The organism is Streptomyces sp. WM6372, from assembly GCF_001279655.1.
In the GTDB taxonomy this organism is placed as follows: domain Bacteria; phylum Actinomycetota; class Actinomycetes; order Streptomycetales; family Streptomycetaceae; genus Streptomyces.
Map to the genome: position 1 here is coordinate 40,901 of NZ_LGDB01000202.1, position 25,146 is coordinate 66,046.

General features: G+C 73.1%; 22 protein-coding genes. 9 read left to right on the forward strand and 13 right to left on the reverse strand.

Features of this window, described 5'->3' with window-relative positions:
- Nucleotides 1-82 precede the first annotated feature (82 nt).
- The 4 genes from ADK52_RS25880 to ADK52_RS25895 are packed head-to-tail and all read left to right on the forward strand — an operon-like array spanning nt 83 to nt 3,223.
- Nucleotides 83-529, forward strand: coding sequence for a GntR family transcriptional regulator (locus ADK52_RS25880; RefSeq protein WP_053692231.1), 447 nt, complete (start codon nt 83-85; stop codon nt 527-529).
- Entirely contained in the window at nt 526-1,458 is a 933-nt protein-coding gene (locus ADK52_RS25885) for an ABC transporter ATP-binding protein (protein WP_053692232.1), read from the forward strand. The genes ADK52_RS25880 and ADK52_RS25885 overlap by 4 nt, the downstream gene beginning before the upstream one ends.
- Complete coding sequence (locus ADK52_RS25890) at nt 1,455-2,402, forward strand: ABC transporter permease subunit (protein WP_053692233.1); 948 nt, start codon at nt 1,455-1,457, stop codon at nt 2,400-2,402. The genes ADK52_RS25885 and ADK52_RS25890 overlap by 4 nt, the downstream gene beginning before the upstream one ends.
- Before the next feature lie 47 nt (nt 2,403-2,449).
- Entirely contained in the window at nt 2,450-3,223 is a 774-nt protein-coding gene (locus ADK52_RS25895; RefSeq protein WP_053692234.1) for a class I SAM-dependent methyltransferase, read from the forward strand.
- 63 nt (nt 3,224-3,286) lie between these two features.
- Here ADK52_RS25895 and ADK52_RS25900 read toward each other — a convergent pair whose 3' ends face one another.
- The 3 genes from ADK52_RS25900 to ADK52_RS25910 form a co-directional block, all read right to left on the reverse strand.
- Nucleotides 3,287-4,597 (reverse strand): serine hydrolase domain-containing protein, encoded by a 1,311-nt coding sequence (locus ADK52_RS25900; RefSeq protein WP_053692235.1) that lies wholly within the window; start codon nt 4,595-4,597, stop codon nt 3,287-3,289.
- Nucleotides 4,598-4,727: 130 nt separating this feature from the next.
- Nucleotides 4,728-8,621, reverse strand: a complete 3,894-nt coding sequence (locus tag ADK52_RS25905) for a helix-turn-helix domain-containing protein (protein ID WP_267887290.1) — start codon at nt 8,619-8,621, stop codon at nt 4,728-4,730.
- Between the two features lie 174 nt (nt 8,622-8,795).
- Nucleotides 8,796-9,164 (reverse strand): hypothetical protein, encoded by a 369-nt coding sequence (locus ADK52_RS25910; RefSeq protein WP_324615942.1) that lies wholly within the window; start codon nt 9,162-9,164, stop codon nt 8,796-8,798.
- 339 nt (nt 9,165-9,503) lie between these two features.
- Here ADK52_RS25910 and ADK52_RS25915 point away from each other — a divergent pair, with 339 nt between their 5' ends.
- Nucleotides 9,504-11,618, forward strand: a complete 2,115-nt coding sequence (locus ADK52_RS25915) for a SpoIIE family protein phosphatase (protein WP_053692236.1) — start codon at nt 9,504-9,506, stop codon at nt 11,616-11,618.
- 164 nt (nt 11,619-11,782) lie between these two features.
- Nucleotides 11,783-12,676, forward strand: coding sequence for an endonuclease/exonuclease/phosphatase family protein (locus tag ADK52_RS25920; RefSeq protein WP_053692258.1), 894 nt, complete (start codon nt 11,783-11,785; stop codon nt 12,674-12,676).
- Here the strand turns inward: ADK52_RS25920 and ADK52_RS25925 are convergent.
- Genes ADK52_RS25925 through ADK52_RS25935 form a run of 3 tightly spaced genes read right to left on the reverse strand, consistent with a single transcriptional unit; the run spans nt 12,645 to nt 14,347 of the window.
- The gene (locus ADK52_RS25925; protein ID WP_053692237.1) at nt 12,645-13,514 is read right to left on the reverse strand and encodes an ATP-grasp domain-containing protein; all 870 of its coding nucleotides are present in this window, start codon (nt 13,512-13,514) and stop codon (nt 12,645-12,647) included. The two genes, ADK52_RS25920 and ADK52_RS25925, sit on opposite strands and share 32 nt — an antisense overlap.
- Nucleotides 13,514-13,858, reverse strand: a complete 345-nt coding sequence (locus ADK52_RS25930) for a MazG-like family protein (protein WP_053692238.1) — start codon at nt 13,856-13,858, stop codon at nt 13,514-13,516. Before ADK52_RS25930 ends, ADK52_RS25925 begins: the two co-directional genes overlap by 1 nt.
- 45 nt (nt 13,859-13,903) lie before the next feature.
- On the reverse strand, nt 13,904-14,347 hold the full coding sequence (locus ADK52_RS25935) for a nuclear transport factor 2 family protein (protein ID WP_053692239.1): 444 nt from the start codon (nt 14,345-14,347) through the stop codon (nt 13,904-13,906).
- 119 nt (nt 14,348-14,466) lie between these two features.
- Here ADK52_RS25935 and ADK52_RS25940 point away from each other — a divergent pair, with 119 nt between their 5' ends.
- Both ADK52_RS25940 and ADK52_RS25945 read left to right on the forward strand, forming a co-directional pair.
- Nucleotides 14,467-15,036, forward strand: a complete 570-nt coding sequence (locus tag ADK52_RS25940) for a PadR family transcriptional regulator (RefSeq protein ID WP_053692240.1) — start codon at nt 14,467-14,469, stop codon at nt 15,034-15,036.
- A complete protein-coding gene (locus ADK52_RS25945) occupies nt 15,023-15,799 on the forward strand; it encodes an SGNH/GDSL hydrolase family protein (protein ID WP_053692241.1) in 777 nt (258 codons plus the stop codon). Before ADK52_RS25940 ends, ADK52_RS25945 begins: the two co-directional genes overlap by 14 nt.
- On the opposite strand, the gene ADK52_RS25950 is transcribed toward ADK52_RS25945, so the two are convergent.
- The 6 genes from ADK52_RS25950 to ADK52_RS25975 form a co-directional block, all read right to left on the reverse strand.
- Nucleotides 15,796-16,980 carry a low temperature requirement protein A gene (locus ADK52_RS25950; protein ID WP_053692242.1) on the reverse strand — a complete coding sequence of 395 codons (1,185 nt, stop codon included), beginning with the start codon at nt 16,978-16,980 and terminating at the stop codon, nt 15,796-15,798. The genes ADK52_RS25945 and ADK52_RS25950 overlap by 4 nt on opposite strands.
- Before the next feature lie 64 nt (nt 16,981-17,044).
- Nucleotides 17,045-19,060 carry a hypothetical protein gene (locus tag ADK52_RS25955; protein ID WP_053692243.1) on the reverse strand — a complete coding sequence of 672 codons (2,016 nt, stop codon included), beginning with the start codon at nt 19,058-19,060 and terminating at the stop codon, nt 17,045-17,047.
- Nucleotides 19,061-19,150: 90 nt separating this feature from the next.
- Complete coding sequence (locus ADK52_RS25960) at nt 19,151-19,927, reverse strand: hypothetical protein (RefSeq protein ID WP_053692244.1); 777 nt, start codon at nt 19,925-19,927, stop codon at nt 19,151-19,153.
- A 42-nt stretch (nt 19,928-19,969) separates the two neighbouring features.
- The gene (locus ADK52_RS25965) at nt 19,970-20,353 is read right to left on the reverse strand and encodes a hypothetical protein (RefSeq protein WP_159046033.1); all 384 of its coding nucleotides are present in this window, start codon (nt 20,351-20,353) and stop codon (nt 19,970-19,972) included.
- Between the two features lie 77 nt (nt 20,354-20,430).
- The gene (locus tag ADK52_RS25970; protein ID WP_053692246.1) at nt 20,431-21,138 is read right to left on the reverse strand and encodes an aspartate/glutamate racemase family protein; all 708 of its coding nucleotides are present in this window, start codon (nt 21,136-21,138) and stop codon (nt 20,431-20,433) included.
- 138 nt (nt 21,139-21,276) lie between these two features.
- Nucleotides 21,277-21,468, reverse strand: coding sequence for a hypothetical protein (locus ADK52_RS25975; protein ID WP_037837143.1), 192 nt, complete (start codon nt 21,466-21,468; stop codon nt 21,277-21,279).
- Nucleotides 21,469-21,679: 211 nt separating this feature from the next.
- On the opposite strand from ADK52_RS25975, the gene ADK52_RS25980 reads away from it, so the two are divergent.
- Entirely contained in the window at nt 21,680-24,013 is a 2,334-nt protein-coding gene (locus ADK52_RS25980; protein ID WP_078988598.1) for a HelD family protein, read from the forward strand.
- A gap of 37 nt (nt 24,014-24,050) precedes the next feature.
- Here the strand turns inward: ADK52_RS25980 and ADK52_RS25985 are convergent, their stop codons facing one another.
- Nucleotides 24,051-24,959: a helix-turn-helix domain-containing protein gene (locus ADK52_RS25985; protein WP_078988599.1), complete on the reverse strand. Its 909-nt coding sequence runs from the start codon at nt 24,957-24,959 to the stop codon at nt 24,051-24,053.
- Nucleotides 24,960-25,146: the final 187 nt, after the last annotated feature.

Sequence of the window (25,146 nt, forward strand, 5' to 3'; positions counted from 1 at the left end):
GTAGGAGCCGGGCAACGATTTGACGGACCGTAACCCCGCGCTGCACCATTCCACTAAGGCATTAGTGGAATGAGGCAGAGGCATGATCGAGTTTCAGGTGGACCGGCACAGCGGTGTCGCCACGTACCTGCAGCTCGTCAACCAGGTGAAACAGGCGCTGCGACTGGGCGTCCTGGAACCCGGCGACCGGCTGCCGACCGCCAGGGCCGTGGTGGAGGCCACCGCGATCAACCCCAACACCGTGCTGAAGGCCTACCGCGAGCTGGAGCGCGAGGGCCTCGTCGAACCCCGCCCGGGGCAGGGCACGTTCGTCACCCGCTCGCTCTCCCGCCCCGAGGCCGCGGCCGATTCGCCGCTGCGCGCCGACCTCGTCGCCTGGGTGACCCGGGCACACGCCGCGGGGCTGGGGCGCGAGGACGTCCTGGCGCTCGTCGAAGCGGCGCTGGCCGAGGCCGCGGCGCGGCCGCGGGGTCCGGCGGGGTCCGCGCGGGCCGGCACGGAACGACCGTCACGAGAGGACACCACGTGAACGACCCGACCGCCGAACCGGCGCTCCGGGCAACCGCGATAGGGCAGAACTTCCGGGGGAACCGGGCCCTGCACGACTGCGATTTCGAACTGCCGGCGGGCCGGATCGCCGCGCTCGTCGGCCCCAACGGGGCCGGCAAGAGCACGCTGTTCCACCTCATGACCGGCCTGCTGCGGCCCACCAGCGGAGAGATGCGCGTCTTCGGCGCCTTCCCCGGCACCCGGGCCGCCCGCACCCGGACGGCCTTCGTCAGCCAGGACAAGCCGCTCTACCCGCAGTTCACCGTCGCCGACATGCTGACCGTGGGCCGCAGACTCAGCCCCGGCCGCTGGGACCAGGCGAAGGCCGAACGCATCGTCGGCGAGGGCGGGATCTCGCCGAAGACCCGGATCGGCACCCTCTCCGGAGGCAAGCGCACCCGCGTCGCACTGGCCCTGGCCCTCGGCAAACAGGCCGACCTGCTCCTGCTGGACGAACCGCTCGCCGACCTCGACCCGCTGGTGCGCCACGAGATGACGGGCCTGCTCATGGCCGAGGTCGCCGACCGCGGGATCACCGTCGTGATCTCCTCACACGTCCTGCCCGAGCTGGAGAACGTCTGCGACCACGTCCTGCTGCTCCAGGGCGGACGGATCCGGCTCGCCGGCGACACCCAGGACCTGCGGGAGGCGTACACCCGGCTCACCGGCCGCGCCGACCCCGACACCCCGGACGGCCTGCCGCGCGGCGCCGACCGCGGCGCCGTCGTCCACGCCACCACCACGGGCCGCCAGTTGACCGCGCTGGTCCGCAACGCGCCCGGCACGTCCCTCCCGTCGGGGGTCGACGAGCGCTGGATCACCGCCACGCCCTCCCTCGAAGAGCTCCTGCTCGCCCACCTGCGCTCCGCGCCCCAGAGCGCCGCACACGCAACGGAGGCCGCGGCATGACCGGCACCCTGTGGCTCGCCTGGCGCCAGCAGCGCCCGCTCATCCTCGCCGGAGCCCTGCTGGTCACCGGCCTCACGGTCTGGGTCGCGCTGGGGCGGGCGGACCTGATCGAGGCCATCAGCGGCTACGACCTCTCGCAGTGCAAGGGCTGGAACGGCAGCTGCCCGCCCGAGACCTACGACGCCATGACCGAGAGCAACGGGGGGATCCGTACCCTGGGCGCCATCGGCCTGGCCCTCCCGGCGGCCATCGGCATGTTCTGGGGAGCCCCGCTCATCGGCCGCGAGCTGGAGAGCGGAACGATCAAGGTCGTCCTCACCCAGGACGCCGGCGCCCGCGGCTGGTTCGCCGCCCGGTTCGGCCTGGCCGCGCTCTGCGCCGTCGCCCTCTCCACCGCCGTCGCCGGACTCATCGCCTGGTGGTGGGCGCCGATCTCCAACATGTACGACGGCGTGTACTGGCACGACCCGTACATCCTCAACGCGTCCGGCCCCTCCGCCGTCGCCGGCGCCCTGTTCGCCCTGGCCGCCGGTACCGCGATCGGCCTGCTGGTCCGCCGTACGCTCCCCGCGATGGGCCTGACCCTCGCCGTGGTCCTCGCCGCGGCCGCCGTACTGACCTTCTTCCGCCGGGACTTCGTCACCCCCGTCGACCGGGTCACCGCCGGGATGACGCCGAAGCAGCTCATCGGCAGCGCCTGGTCCGCGGGATACCGCTACCTCACGCCCGACGGAGCCCAGCACCCGCTGGAGAACTGCCTGTTCTCGGGCGAGGAGCTGCGCCGGTGCATGGACGAGCACGGGTTCACGGGCCGGGTCCACAAGGTGTACCCCAGCTCCGACTTCTGGACCTTCCAGGGCATCGACACCACGGTCTACCTGCTCCTCGCCTTGGCCCTCGTCACCTTGACGGCCGCCCTGCTGCGCCGCCGCCGCCTCGGCTGAGCGCCACGTTCCGGCCCCTTCCACCGCGTCCTCCGGAGGAACCTCCCATGGCAACCAAGAAGAACCTCGTCGCCAACCGCACCACCCTCACCCACAAGGTCCGCTACGCGGCCCGCAACCCCGCCCGCATCGGCCCGTACGTCCGCCGGGCCGCCCGCGACAGCTGGCTGCGGCTCAAGCACCCCGACCACGTGGGCTACTACCGGGCGGTCATGGCCTCCGACACCGCCCGCAACCCCGAGGCCGCCGTCGGCAGCCAGACGCACGACCGCTGGCTGGCCCTCGGCAAGATGCAGTTCGACTACCTCGCGGAGCACGGGCTCGCCCCGCACCACACGATGCTGGACATCGGCTGCGGCAACCTGCGCGCCGGATGGCGGTTCATCGAGCACCTCGACCCCGGCCACTACTACGGGATCGACATCTCGCCCGACATCCTCATATCCGCCAAGCAGACGCTGGCCCGCCAGGAGCTGCAGGGCAAGCTGCCGCACCTCACGCTCACCCAGGACCTCACGCTGGACTTCCTGCCCGACGCGTACTTCGACGTCGTGCACGCCCACAGCGTGTTCTCCCACTCGCCGATGGAGATCATCGAGGAGTGCTTCGCCCACGTCGGCCGGATCCTGGCCCCGGGCGGCTTCTTCGACTTCACCTTCGACCGCACCGAGGGCACCGAGCACCAGGTCCTGCGGGAGGACTTCTACTACCGCACCCAGACCCTGGTCGACCTCGCGTCCCGGCACGGGCTCAAGGCCCGGTTCATGGAGGACTGGGAGCACTTCGGCCACGGACAGTCCAAGATCCGCGTCACCGCCTGAACACCGGCCCGTGCCGCTCGGCGGAAATCCGCCGAGCGGCACGGGCCGGGTCGGGCCGCCGGGTCAGCGCGAGCCGTGCTCCGGCAGGTCCTGCTCGGCCGGGGCCGCGGTCGCGGTCAGGGCCGGGAGCAGCGCGAAGCTGCGCTGGGCGGGGGCCGCAGAAGGAGCCGCGGCCGGAGCCGGCGCCGGGGTCTTCTTCCCGCAGAACGCGCCTTCGAGCGTGCCGCCCAGGGCCGTGTTGGCCTCGCCCTTGTTCGAGGTGTTCGCCACCGCGGCCAGGCTGCGCTTCCCGTCACGGGTGGAGAAGGCGTACGTGTAGAAGCCCTGCACCGTGCCCGTGTGCCCGTACACCGAGGTACCGCACGACAGGTCGTAGCGGCGCAGGCCCAGCCCGTAGAAGCGGGTCTTCGCGGCGTCCGTCGGGGTCATCGTGAGCATGGCGTCCAGCGTGCCCGGCTTCAGCAGCTTGCCGCCGAGCAGTGCGGACGTGAAGGTGTTCAGGTCGGCCGCGTTCGAGATCATCGCACCGGCGGACTGCGCCCAGGACACCGTCTGCTCGGTGGAGTCGACCAGCGGCGCCCCCGCCTCGTCCGGGTGCAGGTACCCGTGCAGGTGCGCGCCCTTGATCTCCGTCGAGGGGTGGACGTACGAGGTGTTCTTCAGCTTCAGCGGCTTGATGATGCGGCTCTGGTACTCCTTGGCCACGCCGTGCCCGGTGGCCTTCTCGATGAGCATGCCGACGACCACGAAGTTGGTGTTGGAGTACTGGTACGACACGCCCGGCTCGGTCGTGCGCGGCTCGCGCAGCGAGAGGGCGACCAGCTCCTGGTAGGTGAAGACCTTGTTGCGGACGGCCTCGAAGCCCGGCACGGTCTTGTCGAACATCGCGTTCGTGTAGTCCGACAACCCGCTGCGGTGCGTGAGCAGGTGACGGACCGTGATCCGGTCGTCGGGCAGCAGCCCGGGCAGGTACTTGTTGACGGGGGCGTCCAGGCTCAGCTTCCCCTCGTCCACCAGCTGGAGCAGTACGACGCTGGAGAACGACTTGGTGACGCTGCCGATCCGGAAGCGGCCGTTCACGTCCATGGCCGCGCCCGTGGTCCGGTCCTGGACGCCCACCGCACTGGTCAGCGGCGCACCGGAACCGGTGATGCGGACCATGGCGCCGGGGGCACCGACCGCGAGGGTGTTCTTCAACGCCTGCGTCACGGCCTCCATATCGGGCGCGGGGGCGGGCGCCGCGGCGGCGGTCTGCGCCGCCGGGGCGGAGAAGGGGTTCGCGGCCGCGTGGGCGGCGGTCGCCGGCACCCCTGCGGCCACGACGGCGAGCAGGGCGGCACTGAGAGTCAGGCGTCGGTCGAAAGGCAGGCGCACGGTGTTCCTCAACTACGGGTCATGGAAAGGCTCTAGCTGTCGCAGCGCGCGAACTCGCCGCCGCGGGGCGGTCAAGTCCGCGGGCTGTGATCGTACGTGCCCCCCGGGTACGGCTCGTGCACCAGCCGCCTCAGAACGTGCAGGCAGGGGCGCTTTTCAGCCACGCGGTGCCCGCGCGCAGCCGGCAGATCGCCGCCAGCCGGGCGCCGGGATCCGGGTCCCACAGGCGCACCGTTCCGTCGTTGCTGCTGCTGGCCACCGTCCGCCCGTCGGGGGAGAAGACCACGCCCCACACCGCGCTGGTGTGGCCCGTCAGGGCGGCCCACAGTCGCCGCCCGGCCAGGTCCCACAGCCGCACCGTACGGTCGTTGCCGCTGCTGACCAGCCAGTGGCCGTCGGGGGAGAAGGCGATGGCGCGGACGGAGCCCGTGTGACCCGACAGCACGGTTTCGGCCCCGGCCCCCCACCGCCGGGCGTCCCACAGGCGTACGGTGCCGTCGTTGCCGCTGCTCGCCAGCGTCCGCCCGTCCGGGCTGAACGCGACGGCCCGCACCGCGCCCGCGTGCCCGGTCAGCGTGGCCAGCGGCCGCCGCCCGGGCACGTCCCACAGACGTACGGTCAGATCGTCGCCGGCGCTCGCGAGCGTGCGGCCGTCCGGGCTGAACGCCACGTCGTTCGCGAAGTCCGTGTGACCGGTGAGCGTGTCCAGGGCCGTACGGGAGGCCACGTCCCAGAGCCGGACCGTCCGGTCGGAACCGGCCGAGGCCAGCATCCGCCCGTCCGGGGAGAAGGCCACCGCGTACACGATCCCGCCGTGACCGGTCAACGTGCCCAACGGCGTACGGGAGGCGGTGTCCCAGAGCCGGACCGTCCCGTCGGAGCCCGCCGAGGCCAGCAGCCGGCCGTCCGGCGAGAAGGCCACCGAGAACACCGTCCCGGTGTGGCCCGCGAGCGTCCCGACCACCCGCCGCCCGGCCACCTCCCACAACAGCACCGTGTGATCGGCGTCCGCGGTGGCCAGCAGCCTCCCGTCCGGGCTGTACGCCGCATGCCAGACCTCGGTGAACGGGCGCGGGGTCAGCACCGCACCCCGCAGGTCCCAGAGCACCACCGACTGGTCGAAGGCAGCGGTGGCCAGCAGCGCGCCGCCGGTATCCACCGCGACCCCGAGCACGTAGTCGGTGTGCCCGGCCAGCGTCGAGACCGGCCGGCCGCTGCGCACGTCCCACAGCCGGGTCGTGCCGTCGCCGCCCGCGCTGACGACCGTGGCGGCGTCCGGGGTGTAGGCGACCGCGTTGATGTCGTCGTTGTGCCCCGTCAGCGCCATCGTCGTACGGCGTTCGGCCACGTCCCACAGCCGCAGGGTCCGGTCGACGCCCCCGGAGGCCACCGTCCGCCCGTCCGGCGCGAACGCCACGCCCAGCACCTCGCCGGTGTGCCCCGCGAGGACGGCGATCTGACGGCCCGCCACCGGGTCCCACAGCCGTACGGTCTGGTCGGCGCCCGCCGACACCAGCGTCCGGCCGTCCGGCGCGTACGCCAGGGCGTTGACCCTCCCGGCGTGCCCGGCCAGTTCGGTCACGGCCGCTCCGCCGCCCGCGGGATCGCACAGCCGGACCGTCCCGTCGGCGCCCGCCACGGCGAGCGTGTGCCCGTCGGGCGCGAAGGCCACGGCCCGGGCGTCCGCCGTCTGCGCGGGGAGCACCGCGATGCCGTGCCCGCCCGTGTCCCACACCCGGACCGGCCCTTCCGTGGACGTCGCCGCGAGGGTTCGGCCGTCGGGCCCGAAGGCGATCGCGCGGACCCGGCCCGGCATGGTCAGGGTGAGCGTCGTCCGCCGGTCCGCGACCCGCCGCAGCAGCACCTTCCCGTCGGAACCGGCGCTCGCCAGCAGCCGGTTCCCCGGGGCGAACGCCACCGCGTTGACCGGTCCGCCGTGCCCCCCGAGCCGGGCGAGGAACGGCTGGGACTGCGTGCTCAGCAGCGCGCCCCGCGACTCGGGGTTCGCCTCCGTGCGGTACGCCTCCTCCGCGAGCCGCATCGAGTCCTCGGGGCGGCCGGCGGCGAGGGAGGTGGACCGGCCGGCGAGGGCCTGCGCCCGGGCGGTGCGCTCCTGATCGAGGGCGCCCGCCCGTTGCCGGTACGCCACCGCCCCGGCGGTCAGGGCCAGGGCCAGCAGGACGACGAGCAGGGCCAGCATCCGCTGCCGCAGCCGCACCTGGCGCCTGGCCTGCGTCCGCCGCGCGTCCTCGGCGGCCCGGCTCGCACGCAGGAAGTCCGCTTCCCGGGGACCGAGCCGGCTCCCGCCGTCGAGTTCGTCGGCCCAGGTGACGGCGGCGCCCAGCCGGCTCCCGCGGTACAGGACGGACGGATCGCGGCCCTCGCGCTCCCACTCCTCGGCCGCGTGGGCCAGCTGCCGGTGGAGCAGCAGCCCGTCCCGGTCGGCGTGGATCCAGCCGCGCAGCCGCGGCCAGGCGTGCAGCAGGGCCTCGTGGGTGATCTCGACGGTGTCGCTGTCCATCGTGATCAGCCGGGCCCGGACGAACGCGTCGAGGGCCACCGCGGCCCGGTCCGCGCCGGCGAGCTGATCCATCAGTTCGGTACGGGCCGTGCGCCGCCGTGTCGCCCCCGTGCCGTCGGCGACGTGGACCAGTGCCACCAGGATGCGGCGGATCGTCCGCTGCTCTTCCGGGTACAGGCGGGCGAACACGCTCTCGGCGGTGTGCGCGACCGCGCCCTGGATGCCGCCCGTGTCCTCGTACCCCGCGACGGTCAGGGTGGCGCCGGCGCGCCGCTGCCAGGTGGCCATCAGCGCGTGGGAGACCAGCGGCAGCGCACCCGACGGAGTGTCACCGGGCGCGGCCGCCCCGGCGCCGGCGGCCGCCGCGGGCTCCTCCCGCAAGCCCGCGTCGCGCAACAGCAGGGGGACCAGGCCCGGTTCGAGGGTGAGCCCGGCGAGCTCCGCCGGGCGGGTGATCGACTCGCGCAGCTCGGCCACCGACATGGGCGGGAGGACGAACAGCCCTTCGGTGCAGGCCGCGGCCAGTCCGGGCAGGTCCAGGCAGCTGCCGGTGAAGTCGGCCCGTACGCCGAGCACCACGACGGCCGGGTCGGGCGCCCTCGGCTCCGGCCCGGCCGTGGCCAGGGCGCACAGGACGCGGACGAAGCCGTGCCGCTCGTCCTCGTCGGAGCAGAGGGTGAAGAGTTCCTCGAACTGGTCGACGAGCAATACCGGCCGTACGGGGGGCGGCCGGTCCTCCGCGGCCCCGTCCGGGGTGTCGTCCGCCCGTGCGCGGACGGCTTCGAGCAGCCGCTGCGGCCGGTCGCGCAGCTCCCGTACGGTGATGCCGAGATCGCCGCCCAGCACCTTCGCGGTGCTGTCCAGCAGCTCCTGGAGCGGATGCGCGGTCGGGGTGAACCGTACGACCGGCCACCCGTCGGCGCCCGCCGTCGGGAACCCGCCGGGGCGCCGCAGGGCCGGTACGAGACCCGCGCTGAGCAGGGAGGACTTGCCGGCCCCCGACCGGCCGACGAGCACCAGCGGGCCGCTGCCGATCCGTTCGAAGACCCGCTCGACCAGGGCGGCGGTCACCCGGTCGCGGCCGAAGTACCAGGCCGCGTCGCGCGAGGTGAACGCGGCGAGGCCGCGGTAGGGGCATTCGCCCGCCGACTGCGACTGCGACTGCGACTGCGACTGCGCGGCTTGCGCGGCGGTGCGGGGTTTGGGCACCTCGGCCTCCGGGACCAGCTGGAGGAGGGTGCCCCCCGCCTCCAGCACCCGGTCGCAGCGCAGCGCGACGTCGTGGGTGACGCGCTTGGCGCCGGTCTCGATCTTGCTCAGGTAGCCCTTGCTGTAGTGCGTACGACGGGCCAGGTCGGCCAGCGACAGACCGCGCTGCACCCGCAGCCGCCGCAGCTGGGCGGGAAAGGCCGCGGCGGATCCGGCGGCTGCGGCCGCTGCGGGTGGATCGGGCTGGTGATCGGTGTGGTGATCGGTGTCGCGTCCGCGGTCCGGGTCCCCCACGGCATCCCCCATGGCACAGCGCGCCCAGGTCGTGAGATGGAACGTCCCAGGCTACCGCGGGGGTCGGACGGCGGAACGCGCGTCGCGTCGGCGTGGCGGAAAACGCGCAGTGCAGCGGTCTTCCGGTGGCGCCGGGGGAGCGGCGACACCGGAAGACCACGAACAGGTGCCCGGTTACGGGCGATTGAGGGTGATCGAGTTGATCGGCCCGAGGTCGGCGTAGACCCCCGTGCCCTGGGCGATGGGGGATCCGCAGCCCTTGCCGTCGTAGCCGGTGCACAGGCTCGCGGTGGCCCCGCCGTACTGGTTGTTGAGGACCCAGTGGCGGCCGTACTGGTTGCTCAGGTTGTGGGCTCCGTAGCTGGTGAAGACGTGGCTCGGCTTGACGGCCGGGTTCTGGTCCTGCGGGTAGATGCAGACCGACCCGTACGGACAGCCGGCCCAGTCGTCGGCGGGCTTGGCGTCGGCCGAGCCGCTCAGTGCCACGACGGCCGCCGCGGCGGTGGCGAGCGCGGCGGCGCCGCGGATCATCTTGCGCATCATGTCCCCCTGTTGGGTTGCCTCGGTGTTGACGTCGGGACGTGGGGACGTCGTGTCGTCCCGACGTCCCGGCGTGCTGACGTCTTCAGCCTTGCCCGGCGGCCCACGGGGGTCGACGGGTTTCCCGTCGCCCATCGGCGGGCCCGGCCGGGAAACCCTCCCTGACCTGCCCGGTCACCGGACCGAGGGCAACCCGTCACCGGTGGTCACCGGCCGGCTCCCGTCCGGCGCCGTGATGTCGTCCTCCCCGATGACGGGCAGAATTGAGGGGGCAGCCCGTGTCCGCCGCGCGGGCGCCGGTCAGCCACGCGCGACGAGACGCGCGCAGAAGGGGGCCTGCCGATGCCAGCGGACCGGCTGGGGGGCGTGGACGACCCCGGCCCGATCCGGTCCGAACCGGGGTCCTTGCTGGAACACGTGGTGGTGGCGGTCTTCGGCATCGACGACGAGGACAGGGTCTGCTACTGGGGTCCCGGAGCTCAGAACCTCTTCGGCCACGAGGCCGGGTCGGTGCTGACCCGGCCCGCGGCCGTCCTCTTCCCCGAGCCGGCCCCCGGCGAGGGCCCCGGCACGGCCGCGCACCTCGCGGAGCGCGCCCGGGCCCTCGGCTACTGGCGCGTACGGCTGCCCGCGCTCCACCGGGACGGCTCCGTGTTCGACTGCGGCTTCCGGGTCTTCCCGATGACCGGGGCCTCCGGAGCCTCCGTGGTCATCGGACTGGCGAGCCGGGGCGACGAGCTGGACCGGGTCAAGACCAACCTGTCCTTCCTCGACTCCCTCTTCGAGACCTGCCCGATCGGCCTGGTCATGCTGGACGAGGAGCTGCGCTACGTCCACCTCAACCAGGCCCTGGCCGACATGGACGGGATCCCGCTCGACGCGCACCTGGGCCGCCGGATGGCGGACGTCATGATCACCTCGGACGGCGGGGAGTACCAGCGCATGCTGCGGTCCGTCGCGCAGGAGGGCCGGACCGTCGTCGGCACCCTCGTGGGCCTGCGCACACCGGGCCACCCCGACCGCGACCAGGTGCGCTCGGTCAGCTTCTTCCCGCTCACCGGCGCGGGTGACACCCGGCGCGGAGTGGGCGGACTGCTGCTGGACGTCACCGACCGCGAGCAGGCGATCCTGGAGGCGACGGCCGCCCGGCAGCGCCTGGCCCTGCTCGACCGGGCGGCGGCGGGCATCGGCACCACCCTGGACCTGAACACCACCGCGCGCGAGCTGGTCGGCGCGGTCGTCCCGGAGTTCTGCGACGCCTCCGTCGTCGAACTCGTGGAGTGGATGGACGAGAACGAGGCCTTCGACCCGGCGCTTCCCGTGACCACCCGCCGGATCGCCTCCGGCACCACCCTCCCCGAACCCGCCGTCGAACTCGTCAGCGGTCTGGAGGAGGTCACGTACCCGCCAGGATCCAATATCCACCAGATGCTGAGCACGGGCCGCCCCGTCTGCTTCACGGTCGACGAGGACTTCGCCACCCGGACCGTGGTGCACCAGGAGCGCGCGCAGCTGCTGCTGGAGAGCGGGCTCACCTGCATCCTCATGGCACCGCTCATCGCGCGCGGCACGGTGCAGGGCATCGCCATGTTCGGCCGCTCCGCCGCCCGCCCGGCCTACGCCGAGGAGGATCTCGGCCTCGCCGGCGAACTGGCCTCCCGGGCCGCCCTGTGCCTGGACAACGCCCGGCTGTACGGCAGGGTCCGGGACATCGCCCTCACCCTGCAGCGGGCCCTGCTGCCCAGCGCCCCCGCGGCGGGCCCGTACGTGGACATCAGCCACCGCTACCTGCCCGGCAGCCGCGGCACCGAGGTCGGCGGCGACTGGTACGACGCGATCACCCTGTCCGACGACCGGGTGGCCCTCGTCGTCGGCGACGTGATGGGACACGGCGTACCGGCCGCGGCGGCCATGGGCCGGCTGCGGATCACCGCGAAGACGCTCGCCCGGCACACCGCCGAACCCGCCGCCCTGCTCCAGGAACTCGACGCCTGCGCGCAGGAGGCCGGCATCGAGTGGGCGACCTTCCTGTACCTCCTGTACGACCCCCACACCGGCCGCGCCCGCATCGCCAACGCCGGCCACCCGCCGCCCCTGGTACGGCACCGGGACGGGACCGTGCACGCCATCGGCGACGTGCTCGGGGTGCCGCTCGGGGTGGGCGGCGTACCGTACCGGGCGATCGAGGTCGAGATTCCCGAGGGTGCCACCGTGGCCCTGTACACCGACGGTCTCGTCGAGGCCCGCGGCCAGGACATCGACACCGGGATCGACGCCCTGCGCGATCAACTGCGCGCGCCGCTGGGTTCGCTGGAGGAGGGGGCCGACCGGATCCTCGCCAATCTGCTGCCCGATGCGGCGACCGACGACACGGTCCTGGTCCTCGCCCGGGTCAGCGCGGTCCCCGGCCGCACGCCGGGTACGGGAACCGGATCACGGCGCAGGGCGTCGTCGTAGCCGTGCGACCTGGGACGGGGAGCCGGTAGGGAGCGGGGCGCGTGGCCGAGCAGGGGGCGGGTCGGGGGGCCGGGGCGTGGTCATGGCCGCGGTCGTGGTCGTGGTCACGGTCGCGGCGCGGCCGGGGGCGGGTCCTCGCGGGCGCCGCGGTCCTCCTCGCCTGCCTGCTGGTCTTCCACGGCGCGGTGCCCGATGCGCTGCCGGGCCGTCCGGGCAGCCTGCTCGAAACGTTCCTGCCCTGGCTCGGCCTGGCCGTGCCGGTCCTCGCGGCCCTGGCACTGCTGCGCCGCTCGGCCGTGGCCGGGCTCGCGGCGCTGCTGCCCGCCGCCGCCTGGCTCGCCCTGTTCGGCGGCCACCTGCTCCCCGGCGACGACCGGGCACCCGGTCTCCTTGCCGTCCAGCACAACGTCAGCGACGAGAACCCCGACCCGGCCGGCACCGCCCGCGCCCTGGCCGGTACCGGCGCCGATCTCCTCGCGCTGGAGGAGCTGACGCCCGCCGCCGAGCCGGCGTACGCGGCGGTGCTGGCAACGCGGTACCCGTACCACGCGGTGTCGGGCACGGTCGGACTCTGGTCGAAGCACCCGCTGGCGGACGTACGGCCGGTGGACATCAGGCCGGCCGGCCTCGGGGAGGACTGGAACCGCGGGCTGCGCGCCACCGCGCGCACACCGCGGGGCGAAGTCGCCGTGTACGTGGCGCACCTGCCCTCCGTCCGCCTGAGCCCGGCGCACGGCTTCGGTTCCGCACGCCGCGACGAGAGCGCCGCACTGCTCGGCGCCGTGATCGCCGCCGAGCCGACTGACCCGCTGATCCTGCTCGGGGACCTCAACAGCACCGTGGACGACCGCGGACTGGAACCCGTCACCTCGCGCATGGACCCGCCGAGCCGGGACTTCGCGTTCAGCTGGCCCGCCTCGCTGCCAGTGGCCCGGATCGACCAGGTCCTGACCCGCTCGGCGACCGTCACACGGATCCGGTCGCTGCCCGCGACGGGCAGCGACCACCTGCCCGTCGCCGCTCACATCACGTGGCGCGCTCGTGGACGAGGTCGGTGAAGCGCCGCAGCCCGTGCTCGCCGTGGCCCAGGAAGAGGTTGGGCTCCACCAGCTCCAGCTCCATCACGACCGGCGCCCCGTCGTCCGCCGTCGCGATGTCGACCCGCGCGTACAGCAGGGCCCGCGCCCCCTGCGCGGCCGCCAGCGCGGCCTCGGCCAGGGCCAGTTCGGCCGCGGACGGCCGGTGCGGCACCAGGTCCGGATGCGGCACGCGGTCGTTGTCGACGCCCCCGACGTCGGTCAGGACCGGCCCCTTGCGGATCGCATGGCTGAAGGAGCCGCCGAGGAAGACGAGCGCCCGTTCGCCCTCGTCGATCCGGGTCAGGTACGGCTGCACCATCGCGGTCGATCCGGCCGCGTGGAGCGCCGCGACGTGCCCGGCGGCCGCCTCGTGGTGGTGCTCCGCGTACCGCGCGGTGTCGCGGGCGCCGGCCGAGACGGTCGGCTTGACGACGAACTGGCCGTCCCCGGGCAGGACGAGGGCCTCGCCGGGGGCGATGAACCGGGTGGGCACGACGGGGACGCCGCGGCCGGCGAGCTCCCCGAGGTACCGCTTGTCGGTGTTCCAGCGCACCAGAGCGGCCGGATTGTCGAGCCGCGTCGCGCCCTGCACCGCGTCGGCCCAGGCCAGGAACTCCGCCCGGCGCGCGGCGTAGTCCCAGGTGGAGCGGATGACCACCGCCGCGCACCGCGACCAGTCGAAGTCCGGGTCGTTCCAGGCCGCCGCCACGGCGTCGACCCCGCGGGCGCGCAGTGCTTCGAGCATCAGCGGCAGGTCGGAGTCCCAGGCCAGGCCCGGGGCCGACGTGGCCAGGGCCACTCTCGTCGTGCCGGTCATCAGCAACTCCCCGTCTCTTCGCCCGTGCCGCCGGCGCCGCCCGGCGTCTCGACGCGCAGCAGGACGCCCCGCTCGTCCCGTACGTAGACGCGGTCGCGGTTCTTGGCCAGCTTCCGCTCCACCTCGGACTCCAGGTCGATGCCGTTCATCTCGGCGAGCGCCACGAGGTACAGGAGCACGTCCGCGAGCTCCTCGCCGAAGTCGGGCAGTTTCCTGCGCCAGGCGGTGAAGGCCTCGCCGACCTCGGCCGTCAGCAGCCCGAACTCCAGCGGCACGTCGGTGGTGTTGAAGCCCTTGGCGAGCTTGTTGTCCCAGGCGAGCTGCTGGGCCGAGCGGATGTCCACCGGTTCCTCCGGGCGTGCGTCACGGGCGCTGGCTGCCCCGGCAGCCTAACGAGGGGCGGACCCCCCGGCCGGAGCCGGGGCCAGACCGTCGGCGACCAGCCCGGCGAGGACCGCCTCGCCCAAGGCGTGCACCGCGGACTGCGGCCTGACCATCACCGTGAACTCCTTGATCCGGCCGTCGTCGGCGAAGTGCAGCAGGTCGATGCCGTGGATCGCCTTTCCGTTCACCGTCGCCCGGAACAGCAGGACCTCCGACGGGGCCACGGAGCCGTCGACGCTCGTCTCGGCGCTGCCGGCGTACTGCCCGACGTAGTGGAAGTCCTCGAAGGTGCGCAGCAGCACCCCGAAGAGCCCCAGCACCATCGGCCGCCCCTCGAACGGCGTGAACTTCACGGGGCTGTACAGGCGCACGTCCTCGGTGAACAGGGCCTCCAGGGCGGCGAGGTCACGGCTGTCGACGGCGGCGCGGAAGCGGTCTGCTGCGGTCACGGCTTCTCCCTGAGGGTCTTCTACTCATCAATGTGATTAGTCAGTTTCTTGAGTATCATGCGAAGGGTGTCCGTGCACAGGGGCGACCCCGGAAACAGGGGCGAGAAGGAGGAGAACCGATGGCTTTGCGCCACGCCGTACTGGCGGCGCTGCTGGACGAGGAGCTGAGCGGGTACCAATTGGCGAAGGCCTTCGACCTCGGCGTCGCGAACTTCTGGCACGCGCTCCCGCAGCAGCTCTACGCCGAGCTGACCCGGCTGGAGCAGGACGGCCTCATCACGGGCCGGGAAGTGGTCCAGGACAGCCGGCCCAACAAGCGCCTGTTCACCGTCACCGGCGCCGGACTCGCCGAGCTGGAGCGGTTCACCGCCTCCGCCACCAAGCCCTCCTCCATCCGCGACGACCTCATCGTCAAGGTCCAGGCCGCCGACCACGTCGACACCGCGACGCTCGTCGCGCAGCTCACCGAGCGCGCCGCCTTCGCCCGGGCCAAGGTCGACCTGTTCGGCGGCCTGCTGCGCACCATGCGCCGCGACCGCTCCGAGGAGGACTTTCTGCGGCACGGCGAGCGCATCGGCCCGTACCTGACCTGCCTGCGCGGTCTCGCCTTCGAGCAGGGCAACCGCGACTGGTGCGAGCGCACGATCGCGGTCCTGCGGGAACGGGAGGCGGCCCGTGCCGCGCGCTGAGCACCCGTACCAGCGGTACGTCGCCCTCGGCGACAGCCAGACCGAGGGACTCGGGGACGGCGACGACACCACCGGCCTGCGGGGGCTGGCCGACCGGCTCGCCGAGCACCTCGCGCGCCACGACCCCGGCGTCCGGTACGCCAACCTCGCCGTCCGCGGCCGGCTCGCCGGGCAGGTCCGCGCCGAACAGCTCGGCCCCGCGCTCGCCCTGCGCCCCGACCTGGCCACCGTGGTCGCCGGGGTCAACGACGTGCTGCGGCCGCGGTTCGACGCCGACGAGGTCGCCGGCCACCTGGAGGCGATGTTCGCCGCGCTCACCGCCCAAGGCGCCCGGGTCCTCACGCTGACCTTCCCGGACCTCGCGCGGATCACCCCGCTCGCCCGCCCGCTCGCCCCGCGCGTGAGCGCCCTCAACGACCGGATCCGCACGGCCGCCGGGCGCCACGGAGCGGTCGTCGTCGAGACGGGACACCATCCCGTGGTCACCGACCCCCGGCTGTGGAGCGCGGACCGGCTGCACGCCAGTCCGCTCGGTCACGAGCGGATCGCCGCCTCGCTCGCGCACGCCCTCGGCCTGCCGGGCAGCGACGACTCCTGGACGCACCCGCTGCCGCCCGACCGGGCGGCCCGCCCCACGGTCGCCGCCGAACTGCGCTGGGCCGCCGCGTTCCTGGGGCCCTGGCTGGGCAGGCGGCTGCGCGGCCGCTCCTCCGGGGACGCCCGTACGGCGAAGCGCCCCGAGCTCCTGCCCGTGGCCGCCTAAGGAGTTGCCGCCGCCGCCAGGCGGTGGCGCTGCACCGTGCGCGCGTAGAAGAGGTGTGCGATCGCCTCGGCGGCCAGCAGCAGGACCACCACCCACGGCGCGAGGTACCCGGCGGCCCGGACCACGAGCAGGGGGATGCCGATACCGGGAACGGCCCACACGGCGACGGAGGCCGGCGGGCGGCCGTAGCGCAGCGCGATGGCGGCGTGGGCCGCGTGGTACAGGGCCAGGCCGCCGGCCAGGACCCACACCGCGCCGGTCGGCAGATGGGCGTGGTCGGCGTCCTCGACGGCGGTGGCCAGCCCGGCCGCCATGCACAGGACGCCCGCGGTCACGAAGAAGTGCAGGAAGCCGCCGACGTCGCGGGCGAGCAGGTAGGCCTGGCGGTCGTCGGCCCTGGCGAGCATCAGCTCGGCCGAGGTCGAGCCGAAGTCGAAGTACGACCACCAGAGCGCGGCGAGGAGTACGAAGCCGAGGACGCCGACGACCCCGGCCCGCAGGGTCCAGGTGTGGTCGGCGGAGGTCACCAGCGCGATGACGGACTCGCCGAGCACGATGATGACGAAGAGGCCGACGCGTTCGACGATGTGCCCGGTGTCCAGCCGGGCGGGCAGCCCGCGGCCGCGCGCGCTGAGCAGCAGCACCATCTCCGCGGCGATGAGCACCGCCCACACGACGTACTGCCAGGGCGCGGGCACCGCGGCGGACCCGGCCCACAGCAGGCCCGAGGCCAGGCAGTAGCTCAGCGGGCGCCAGCGCGGGACGCGCAGGGGTTCGGGGTACCTGGTGGCCGGCCACCACAGTCCGAGCAGCACCAGCCGGGTGCCGGCGTACCCGAGGGCGTAGACGGAGCCGCGGTCGGTGTCGGCCTCGGGCACGGCGCAGGCCATGACGGCGATGCAGAGCATGGCGGACAGCATGAGCAGCCGGCGCCGGGGGCCGTTGTCGACGAACAGGTTCGCCGAGACCATCAGGTTGATCCACAGCCACCAGGGCGGGAAGTAGAGCCCCAGGAACACGGCGAAGTCGCGCAGGCTCGGATCGCCGTGCAACCGGTGGGCGAGCTGGGAGGCGAGCGCGACGAAGACGAGGTCGAGGAAGAGTTCGAGCCAGTCGGCGTGCCTCCCCTCCTCCGGGCGACCGGCGTGGTCCGCCTCCGCGCCCGACTGGGGTGTGCTCATGCGTCCGCCCGGGTCCGTTCCGCCGCCCTCGCGGCCTGCTTCCCCGTATGACATCACGGTACGACTAGTCGAGGGCGTGCGACGCGGCACGGGCCTCCAGGGGGTGCCGGCGTCCGGGGACGGAGGCGAGCAGGGCGCCGGTCGAGGCGAGGCAGACGACGAGGGAGGAGATGGTGATCGACAGGGACACCGCCGGAGTGCCCACCGAGAGGGCTGAGGTCGCCAGCAGGGCGGCGACCATGCCCGTGGCGTTGATCAGGTTGAGCCGGCGGCTCGCGTAGGTGTGCAGTGCCTCGGCGCTGCCGGAGGGATGCTGACGCCGGTTCTGGATCTGTTCCAGGAGGCTGGCCATGACCACGGCGACGGGGATCACACCGGACCACTCCGCGTATTCCACGAAGAGCTCCAGGATCGTCGCGGCCAGGCAGACGAGCAGGCAGAACAGGTTGACCCAGATGACCCGGAGGACGTCCTTGCGGCGCGGCACGTAGTACAGCCGGAGCATGGTGCGTTCGACCCGGTGGGCCCCCTCTCCCGCGGGCCCCTCGCCCTCCGCGGACTCCGTGGCCCGGGACTCCCCGAAGCGGACGACGAACTGCTCCGGCAGCCCTTGCGGGGCCTCGTCCTCCCAGTCGGCCGGGGCATGGGCCGGTTCGATGGCCCACCGCGCGTCGGACGTCCCGATGCCGGCCAGCTCGACCCCTTCGGGCGTGGGGACGGCCAGCTGGTTGCGGGCCTCGGTCGGCAGGCAGAGCTCCAGCTCCGCCGAAACGCCGAGCAGCCCGTGGCGGCGCAGGGAGCATGTGCCGTCGTAGCCGTAGTGCAGTCGCCGGGAGGTGCCGTACGCGGTGTCCAACTCGGCGACCAGCGGGAGGTAGCGGGTGGCCGCGAGGATCCGGGCGCCGAGCTCGCCGCCCGTGGTCTCGGTCGCCGTCGCCAGCAGCGTCGCGACGGTGTCGTGCTGGCGGCTCCGCACGGCGGAGCTGAGGGCGAGGGAGATCTCCCGGTGCGAGGCGTGGGCCTCGGTGCCGCGTCCGCGTCCGGGTCCGGTGTCGCCGTCGTCGTCGCCGTCGTCCCCGCTGTCATCCGTGCTGTCGTTCCCGAGCCAGAACGAGACCGCGTTCGCGATGTACGACTGCACCTCGATCTGCTTCAGTGAGGGCACCACCCCGCCGTTCGCGTCCCTGATGTCGAGCTTGTCCAGCGTCTCGCCGTAGTTCCAGGGGAAGATGTCGATCACCGCGTGGGTGCTCTGGTCACCGGAGGCGTGCAGCGTCGAGGTGATCGAGTGGTGCGCCCTGCGCCGGCCGACCACCTTGACCATGTGGTCGCGGCGCATGACGGTGTGCGGGAAGTGCGCGAACTCCTCCGCGACGGACAGGCTCGCGGACACCTCCGGCCTGCCCCGCCGCTCCGGGCTCCGCCCGGCCTCCAGCGCCAGTGCCGCCGTCAGGGTCGGGGCGGGGGCCCGGCGTTCGCTGTAGTACGTGACCAGGTCGCGGGCGAGCCGGCCGATCCGCGCGGCGGCCAGGTCGCGCGGGGGCCGGGAACCGGCCAGCAGTCCGTCCAGCCGGACGATCGCCCGGCCGTCGACCTCCGCCTGGTCGGCCAGGATCAGCGCGACGGACCGTACGACCTCCGCCAGCAGGGTGAGCTCGCGGGTGTCCGCCCCCGACCTGAGCGCCGCGGCCGCCGCCCGGCTCGCCGCCTCCGGATGGCCGGCGAGCAGGGCCGTGTGGGAGACGGCCGCCAGCCGGTTGAGGGCCCGGTCCGGATTGCAACAGGCCAGGTGGCGGACCTGTTCGACGTACCAGCCGATCCTGTCGGTGTTGAACGGGTCGAGCGGCTGGTGGTAGTACGCGGCGGCCAGCCGGTGCGCGCGTCTGAGCGTCGCGTCGTTCTCCTCGCCGAGCCGGCCGAGGAGGTCCTTGCGCAGCAGGGTCCGCAGCCGGAACTCCTCGGTCGGCGCCATCGGGCGGGGCTCGATCACGGGCAGCCGCACCAGCGGCCCGCTGTCGGCCGGGACCCCGAGCGCATCGGCGGTGTACTCGACGATGTCCGGATCGAACCAGTCGTACACGCAGAGGTGTTCGAGCAGCGAACGCCGGGCGGGCGGCAGCGCGGCGAAGGTGCCGCGGATGCGGCGCAGGACGAGGTCCGTGTCCAGGGGTCAGCCCTCCCGGGTGAATTGGGACAGGAACTCCGAGATCGCCGAAGGGAGCCCGTCCAGCTTGCCGCACAGCTCCTCGGCGGACCCCTTGAGCTCTTCGATGCCGACCAGGTCGATCCACTCCTGGACGGTCGCGGCGTCGAACGGAGGCAGGATCAGGTTCCGGACGGCGCCGGCGTAGGGGTGCGACAGGCTGGGGACGCTCCGCCCGGCGAGGAAGACGGTGATGCGGCGGGTGGCCAGCAGGTCCGGCAGGAAGCTGGTGCTGATCCAGCGCTGTAGTGGCGGCTCGCAGCGGTCGAAGCCGTCCAGGACGACGATCGGTCCGGAGCCGGAGCCGGAGCCGGAGCCGGAGCCGGCGCCGGTCGCCGACTCGGTCAGGCGCGCGACGAGTTCGTCGCTCAAGGCCGAGTTCTGGGTCTCGCGGTCGGCGTTGACGCTCAGGGCGATGTCGAGGTGCGAGCGGTCCATCGACATCCCGTGGAAGTTCACCGTCGGCACCTCGCCGTAGCGCTGCTTGAGCGCGCGGAAGGAGTCCATCGGGATGCCCTGGCCGGACGCCTGCCAGCAGATGCGGTTCAGTACGTCGAACGCCGCCCAGGTGGTGGCGAGGTCGACGTAGCAGACCGTGCTGTCACCGTGCCGCTGGTGGAGCTCGATGAGCAGGGCGGTCTTGCCGATTCCCTCGTCGCCCTCGAAGAACAGGGCCCGGTGCGGAGCGCCGTCGCTGATCACTCGGGCGGCGTCCGCCAGTTGCTCGGCGCGGTCTACGTGCACGCTTTCTTCCCCCCGGAAGTCCCCTGAGCGCTGCCGGCCGGATCAGCCGGCGGGCTGCCCGCCGCTGCCGGGTCCCGTCCCCGTCCCCGTCCCCGTGCCTGCGCCCGGCCCCGCGCCCGGCCCCGTTCCGGTGTCGGGCTCGGGGTCGCCGTCCTTGCGCACGACGATCCAGCTCTCCTCCACCTTGGTGTCCACGAGCCCGACCTTCGCGCCCTTGACCGTGCTGACCAGGGACTTCAGGATCTTGGAGCGCTTCGTGTGGACGTCCTGCTGGGCCGGGTCCGGCTCCGGGGCGGTCTCGAAGGCGAGGCCCCACAGCCGCACCCGCAGCTTCTTGATCCGGTGCCGCATGGACCACAGGACGAAGCCCAGCACCACCACGACCGCCACGGCCACGGCGGCCTGCTGCCAGTTCTCGATGACCACGCCCACCCCCCTCGGTTGGCTTGATAGCGCCGAATGATGGCACGGGGCGGACCGCTCGATTCCGAGCACCGATGGATTCAAGCCATGTGCGGATGTGTCGACAGCGCCGCCTCGACCGCGGCTTCGGCATGGATCCGTGCGGTGGGGAAGACGGGTACGGGGCTCTCCCCGGCGCCGATGAGCAGCTCGATCTCGGTGCAGCCGAGGATGACCCCCTGGGCGCCGGCGGCCACGAGCTCCTCGATGACGCGCTGGTAGGCGGCGCGCGACTCCTCGCGGACGATGCCGAGGCACAGCTCCTCGTAGATCACCCGGTGTACGAGCGCGCGCCCTTCGGCGTCCGGGACGCGCACCTCCAGCCCGTTCGCGGCGAGTCGGCCACGGTAGAACTCCTGCTCCATGGTGAACGCGGTGCCCAGCAGGCCGACGCGCGTCAGTCCCGCCGCCTTCACGGCGTCGGCGGTGGCGTCGGCCAGGTGCAGGAGGGGCACCGAGATGCCGGCTTGGACCCGGTCGGCGACCTTGTGCATGGTGTTGGTGCAGATGAGGACGAGATCCGCACCGGCCGCTTCCAGCCGCTGGGCGGCCGCCGCCAGAACCTCGCCGGCCTCGGCCCACCGTCCCTCGGCCTGGAGCCGCTCGATCTCCGCGAAGTCCACGGAGTACAGCACGCAGCGGGCCGAATGCAGCCCCCCGAGCCGGTCGCGGGTGAGCTCGTTCACCAGGCGGTAGTACTGGGCGGTCGACTCCCAGCTCATTCCTCCGAGCAGTCCGATCATTTTCATAAGCGGATACGGCAACAGGCCGTATTTGTATAAGGATTGCTTTGATGTGTTGAGGGGTGGGCGAACCACTCGCCGCCGGTCCCGGGGGTCCCGGCGCCGGCGGCGGCTCGTGGTTCGGCGGGTGATCACCCCCAACGGTCAGGACTCCGCGGAGCCCTCGCGCATGACGTTTTGGAAGGCCGTCATGCACGGCATGCAGTGGTGGTCTGTTTCGGCGTTGCCTCCCGGCTGGAGGGGGCGGCCGCACAGGGTGGCCCGGCGGTCACGGGCGACGACGTGCCATACGAGGCCAGGCCCTGTGGCCGCCTCACCGACCTGCATTTCATACATGAGAGTGCTCCATGTGGTGGACAGCTCTGTGTCTCCACCAAAGCAGTGCGCGGCGCCGAAAGCCTGACGGGTGAGCCGTCCGGGTGACGTCCGCCCGCCCGATTCGTTCACCTGTGCGATGCGATCGGGGCAGGTGTCGCGATACAGAAATACCCCGGACCAATTGACGGCCGGGGTATTCGTCAGCGTATATTTGATGTTTCACGCCCCGATGACAACAGGGCATGAAAAAGCTTTACGAGGACATCGTATCGGGTCGGGAGTGGCATTGTCAACCGTGGAATTCCGTAATGAGCAGCAATTCATCGACGAGCTCTATGCGCGCCTGGACGACCTGCGCGACCAGGCCGAACGGGCCGTGCAACAGGCCCTGTCCGGGGCGGGGACCGGATTCCAGGCGCGACTGGAGCGGGACGTGGTCGTCGCCGAGCAGTCCGGTCTGCTTTCCGCGCTGAACGCGGGCGAGAACGGTCTGTGTTTCGGCCGGCTCGAGTTCTCCGACGGACAGGACCACCACATCGGCCGTATCGGAATCAGGCAGGACGACGCGGACCGCACCCCCCTCGTCCTCGACTGGCGGGCCGAAGTCGCCCGACCGTTCTACCTCGCCACCGGGCATTTCCCCATGGGCCTGCGCCGGCGCCGCCACATCACCACCCGCGGCCGCGAGGTCACGGCTCTCCACGACGAGATCCTCGACCTCGCCGACACCGAGCGCACCGGCCACGAGGGGGCCGACGCCGACGCCGTGCTGCTCGCCGCGCTCGACGCCGCCCGCACCGGCCGCATGCACGACATCGTCCAGACCATCCAGGCCGAGCAGGACCGCATCATCCGCTCGCCCCACCGCGGCGTACTGGTGGTGGAGGGCGGCCCGGGAACCGGGAAGACGGCCGTCGCCCTGCACCGGGCCGCCTACCTCCTCTACGCCCACCGCGAGCTGCTCGCCAAGCGCGGGGTGCTGATCGTCGGACCCAACCCGGCGTTCCTCGGCTACATCGGCGAGGTGCTCCCCTCCCTCGGCGAGACCGGCGTCCTGCTCTCCACCCTCGGCGAGCTGTTCCCCGGCATCCGGGCGACCGGCACCGACCGGCCCGGCGCCGCCGCCGTGAAGGGCCGCGCCGAGATGGCCGACGTCCTCGCACGCGTCGTACGCGACCGGCAGGCGCTGCCGGAGACCGTCCCCGCCGGCACCGGCGAGGACAGCGCCGTGCTCCCGGAGCCGGCCGTGGAGATCGACCACGACGACTACGGCACCCTGCGGCTCGACCGGACCATGGCGTACGAGGCCCGGGACCGGGCCCGCGCCACCGGGCTGCCGCACAACCTGGCCCGCCCGTACTTCGCGTTCCGCGTCATCGACTCCCTCACGCAGCAGCTCGCCGACCGGCTCGGCGCCGACCCGTACGGCGGCCCCAACCTGCTCGGCGCCGACGACATCGCGCAGCTCGGCAAGGAGATCGCGACCAGCGCCGAGGTGCACGCCGCGATCGACGGCCTCTGGCCGCCGCTGACGCCCCGGCAGCTCATCGCCGACTTCCTCGCGGACCCCACCCATCTCCCTGACCACGAGGCGGGGTTGATCCGCCGCACGACGGACGACTGGACGCCCGCCGACATCCCGCTGCTCGACGAGGCCGCCGAGCTGCTCGGCTTCGACGACAGCGCGCAGCGCGCCGCCGAGGAGCGCGAACGGCAGGAACGCATCGCGTACGCCCAGGGCGTCCTGGACCTGTCCCAGGGGTCCGAGTCGTACGAGTTCGAGGACATGGAGAACGAGTTCCTCGCCGCGCACGACATCATCGACGCCGAACGGATGGCGGAGCGCCAGGAGGAGGCCGACCACCGCAGTGCGGCCGAGCGGGCGGCCGCCGACCGGACCTGGGCCTTCGGGCACGTCATCGTGGACGAGGCGCAGGAACTGTCCGAGATGGCCTGGCGGTTGCTGATGCGGCGCTGCCCCACCCGGTCCATGACGCTGGTGGGCGACCCGGCCCAGACCGGCGACGAGGCCGGCTGCGGTTCGTGGAAGCGGATCCTGGACCCGTACGTCGGCGACCGCTTCGAACTGGTGCGCCTCGGCGTCAACTACCGTACGCCCGCCGAGATCATGGAGCTCGCGGCCGCCGTGCTCCGGGCCCGCCACCCCGGATTCGAGCCGCCGAGCTCGGTACGGTCCACGGGGCAGCGGCCCTGGATCCGGGCGGCGGACGACCTCGCCGCCGCGGTCGCGGACGCGGTGCGCGAAGGCGCTCCGGCCGAGGGGCGGGGCGGCCGGCTCGCGGTGATCGCGCCGCGCCCGCTGCACGCGGCGCTGGCGGCCGCGCTGCCCGGTGTACGGGCGGGGGAGGAGCCGGACCTGACCCGTACGGTCGTCCTGCTGGACCCGCGCCAGGCCAAGGGGCTGGAGTTCGACTCGGTGATCGTCGTGGAGCCCGCGGACCACGAGCCGAGCGACCTTTACGTCGCCCTGACCCGGGCCACGCAGACCCTCGGGGTGGTGCACACGGGCAGGCTGCCGGAGGGGCTGGCCGAGCGGTCGTAAGCGGGTCCGCGGGTGGGGCGGGGTGGGGCGGGGTGCCTCAGACCGAGGCCGGGACGGGGAGTTCGAGCGGCTCGTGCCGCTCCGGCCGCTCCCGGCGGCCCTGGCGCTCGAGCCCTGCCAGCCGCTCCAGGCCCGCCCGGCTCTCCTCGTCGACCGGCACCATCGTCACCAGGCGCGGGCCCGCCGCCGGACCGAGCCACAGATTGGTGTGCTCCAAGTGCAGCAGACCGACGTGCGCGTTGCGGACGTACTTCGTCTTGGCGCCCACGCCGAGCACCTCGTGGCGTGCCCACAGCTCCCGGAACTCCGGCGACCGCGCCTCCAGCCGCGCCAGCAGGGCCTTCCAGGCCGGCTCGGCGAGGTGCTCCGCCATCGCGGCCCGGAACTTGGCGACGATCGTGCGGTTCACCTCGGCGACGTCGGCCATCGACGCCCGCCAGTCCGCGTGGGTGAACGCCAGCCACAGGCAATTGCGGTCCTCGGGCGGCACCGCGTCCAGGTCGCACAGCAGCCGTCCGTAGGTGGCGTTGTACGCGAGGATGTCGTACCGGCTGTTCTGGATGCAGGCCGGGATCGGCCCGAGCTGGTCGAGCATCGCCCGCAGCGCCGGGGTCACGCTCGGGCACGGCGCGTGCGGGGCCGGATCGAGGCTGCCGGCCAGCGCGAACAGGTGCGTACGCTCGCTGGCGTCGAGCAGCAGGGCACGCGCCAGGGCGTCCAGGACCTGCGGGGAGACCTGGATCTCGCGGGCCTGCTCCAGCCAGGTGTACCAGGTGACACCGACGGCGGAGAGCTGGGCGACCTCCTCGCGGCGCAGTCCCGGGGTGCGCCGCCGGCGGCCGCGCACCAGCCCCACCTGCTCGGGCGTGATCCGCTCCCGGCGGCTGCGCAGGAATTCGGCCAGCTCGTGCCGGCGTACGTCGCTGTCGGAGGCAACAGTGGTCATGGAACCAGGGTGCCGTACCGCTCATCCCGTTGCCAGGTATTCGTTGTACCAGGATAAGAAGACTCTGGTACCAGGCTGAGTACGGGGTGATCGTTTCGGTGTGAGCGAAGCAACCGTACGCACCACCCGTCTCTCCCCGTCCGCCCCGGCAGGCCGCCCGGCCCCCGGGCCCGCCCCGGCCCCCGGG

What these genes read in the sequence shown, in the direction of transcription:
- ADK52_RS25880 (WP_053692231.1), top strand. Translation starts at nt 83, where the DNA reads ATGATCGAGTTTCAGGTGGACCGGCACAGCGGTGTCGCCACGTACCTG.
- ADK52_RS25890 (WP_053692233.1), top strand. Translation starts at nt 1,455, where the DNA reads ATGACCGGCACCCTGTGGCTCGCCTGGCGCCAGCAGCGCCCGCTCATC.
- ADK52_RS25895 (WP_053692234.1), top strand. Translation starts at nt 2,450, where the DNA reads ATGGCAACCAAGAAGAACCTCGTCGCCAACCGCACCACCCTCACCCAC.
- ADK52_RS25910 (WP_324615942.1), bottom strand. Translation starts at nt 9,164, where the DNA reads ATGATGCGCAAGATGATCCGCGGCGCCGCCGCGCTCGCCACCGCCGCG.
- ADK52_RS25915 (WP_053692236.1), top strand. Translation starts at nt 9,504, where the DNA reads ATGCCAGCGGACCGGCTGGGGGGCGTGGACGACCCCGGCCCGATCCGG.
- ADK52_RS25925 (WP_053692237.1), bottom strand. Translation starts at nt 13,514, where the DNA reads ATGACCGGCACGACGAGAGTGGCCCTGGCCACGTCGGCCCCGGGCCTG.
- ADK52_RS25940 (WP_053692240.1), top strand. Translation starts at nt 14,467, where the DNA reads ATGGCTTTGCGCCACGCCGTACTGGCGGCGCTGCTGGACGAGGAGCTG.
- ADK52_RS25950 (WP_053692242.1), bottom strand. Translation starts at nt 16,980, where the DNA reads ATGAGCACACCCCAGTCGGGCGCGGAGGCGGACCACGCCGGTCGCCCG.
- ADK52_RS25970 (WP_053692246.1), bottom strand. Translation starts at nt 21,138, where the DNA reads ATGAAAATGATCGGACTGCTCGGAGGAATGAGCTGGGAGTCGACCGCC.
- ADK52_RS25975 (WP_037837143.1), bottom strand. Translation starts at nt 21,468, where the DNA reads ATGTATGAAATGCAGGTCGGTGAGGCGGCCACAGGGCCTGGCCTCGTA.
- ADK52_RS25980 (WP_078988598.1), top strand. Translation starts at nt 21,680, where the DNA reads ATGACAACAGGGCATGAAAAAGCTTTACGAGGACATCGTATCGGGTCG.
- ADK52_RS25985 (WP_078988599.1), bottom strand. Translation starts at nt 24,959, where the DNA reads ATGACCACTGTTGCCTCCGACAGCGACGTACGCCGGCACGAGCTGGCC.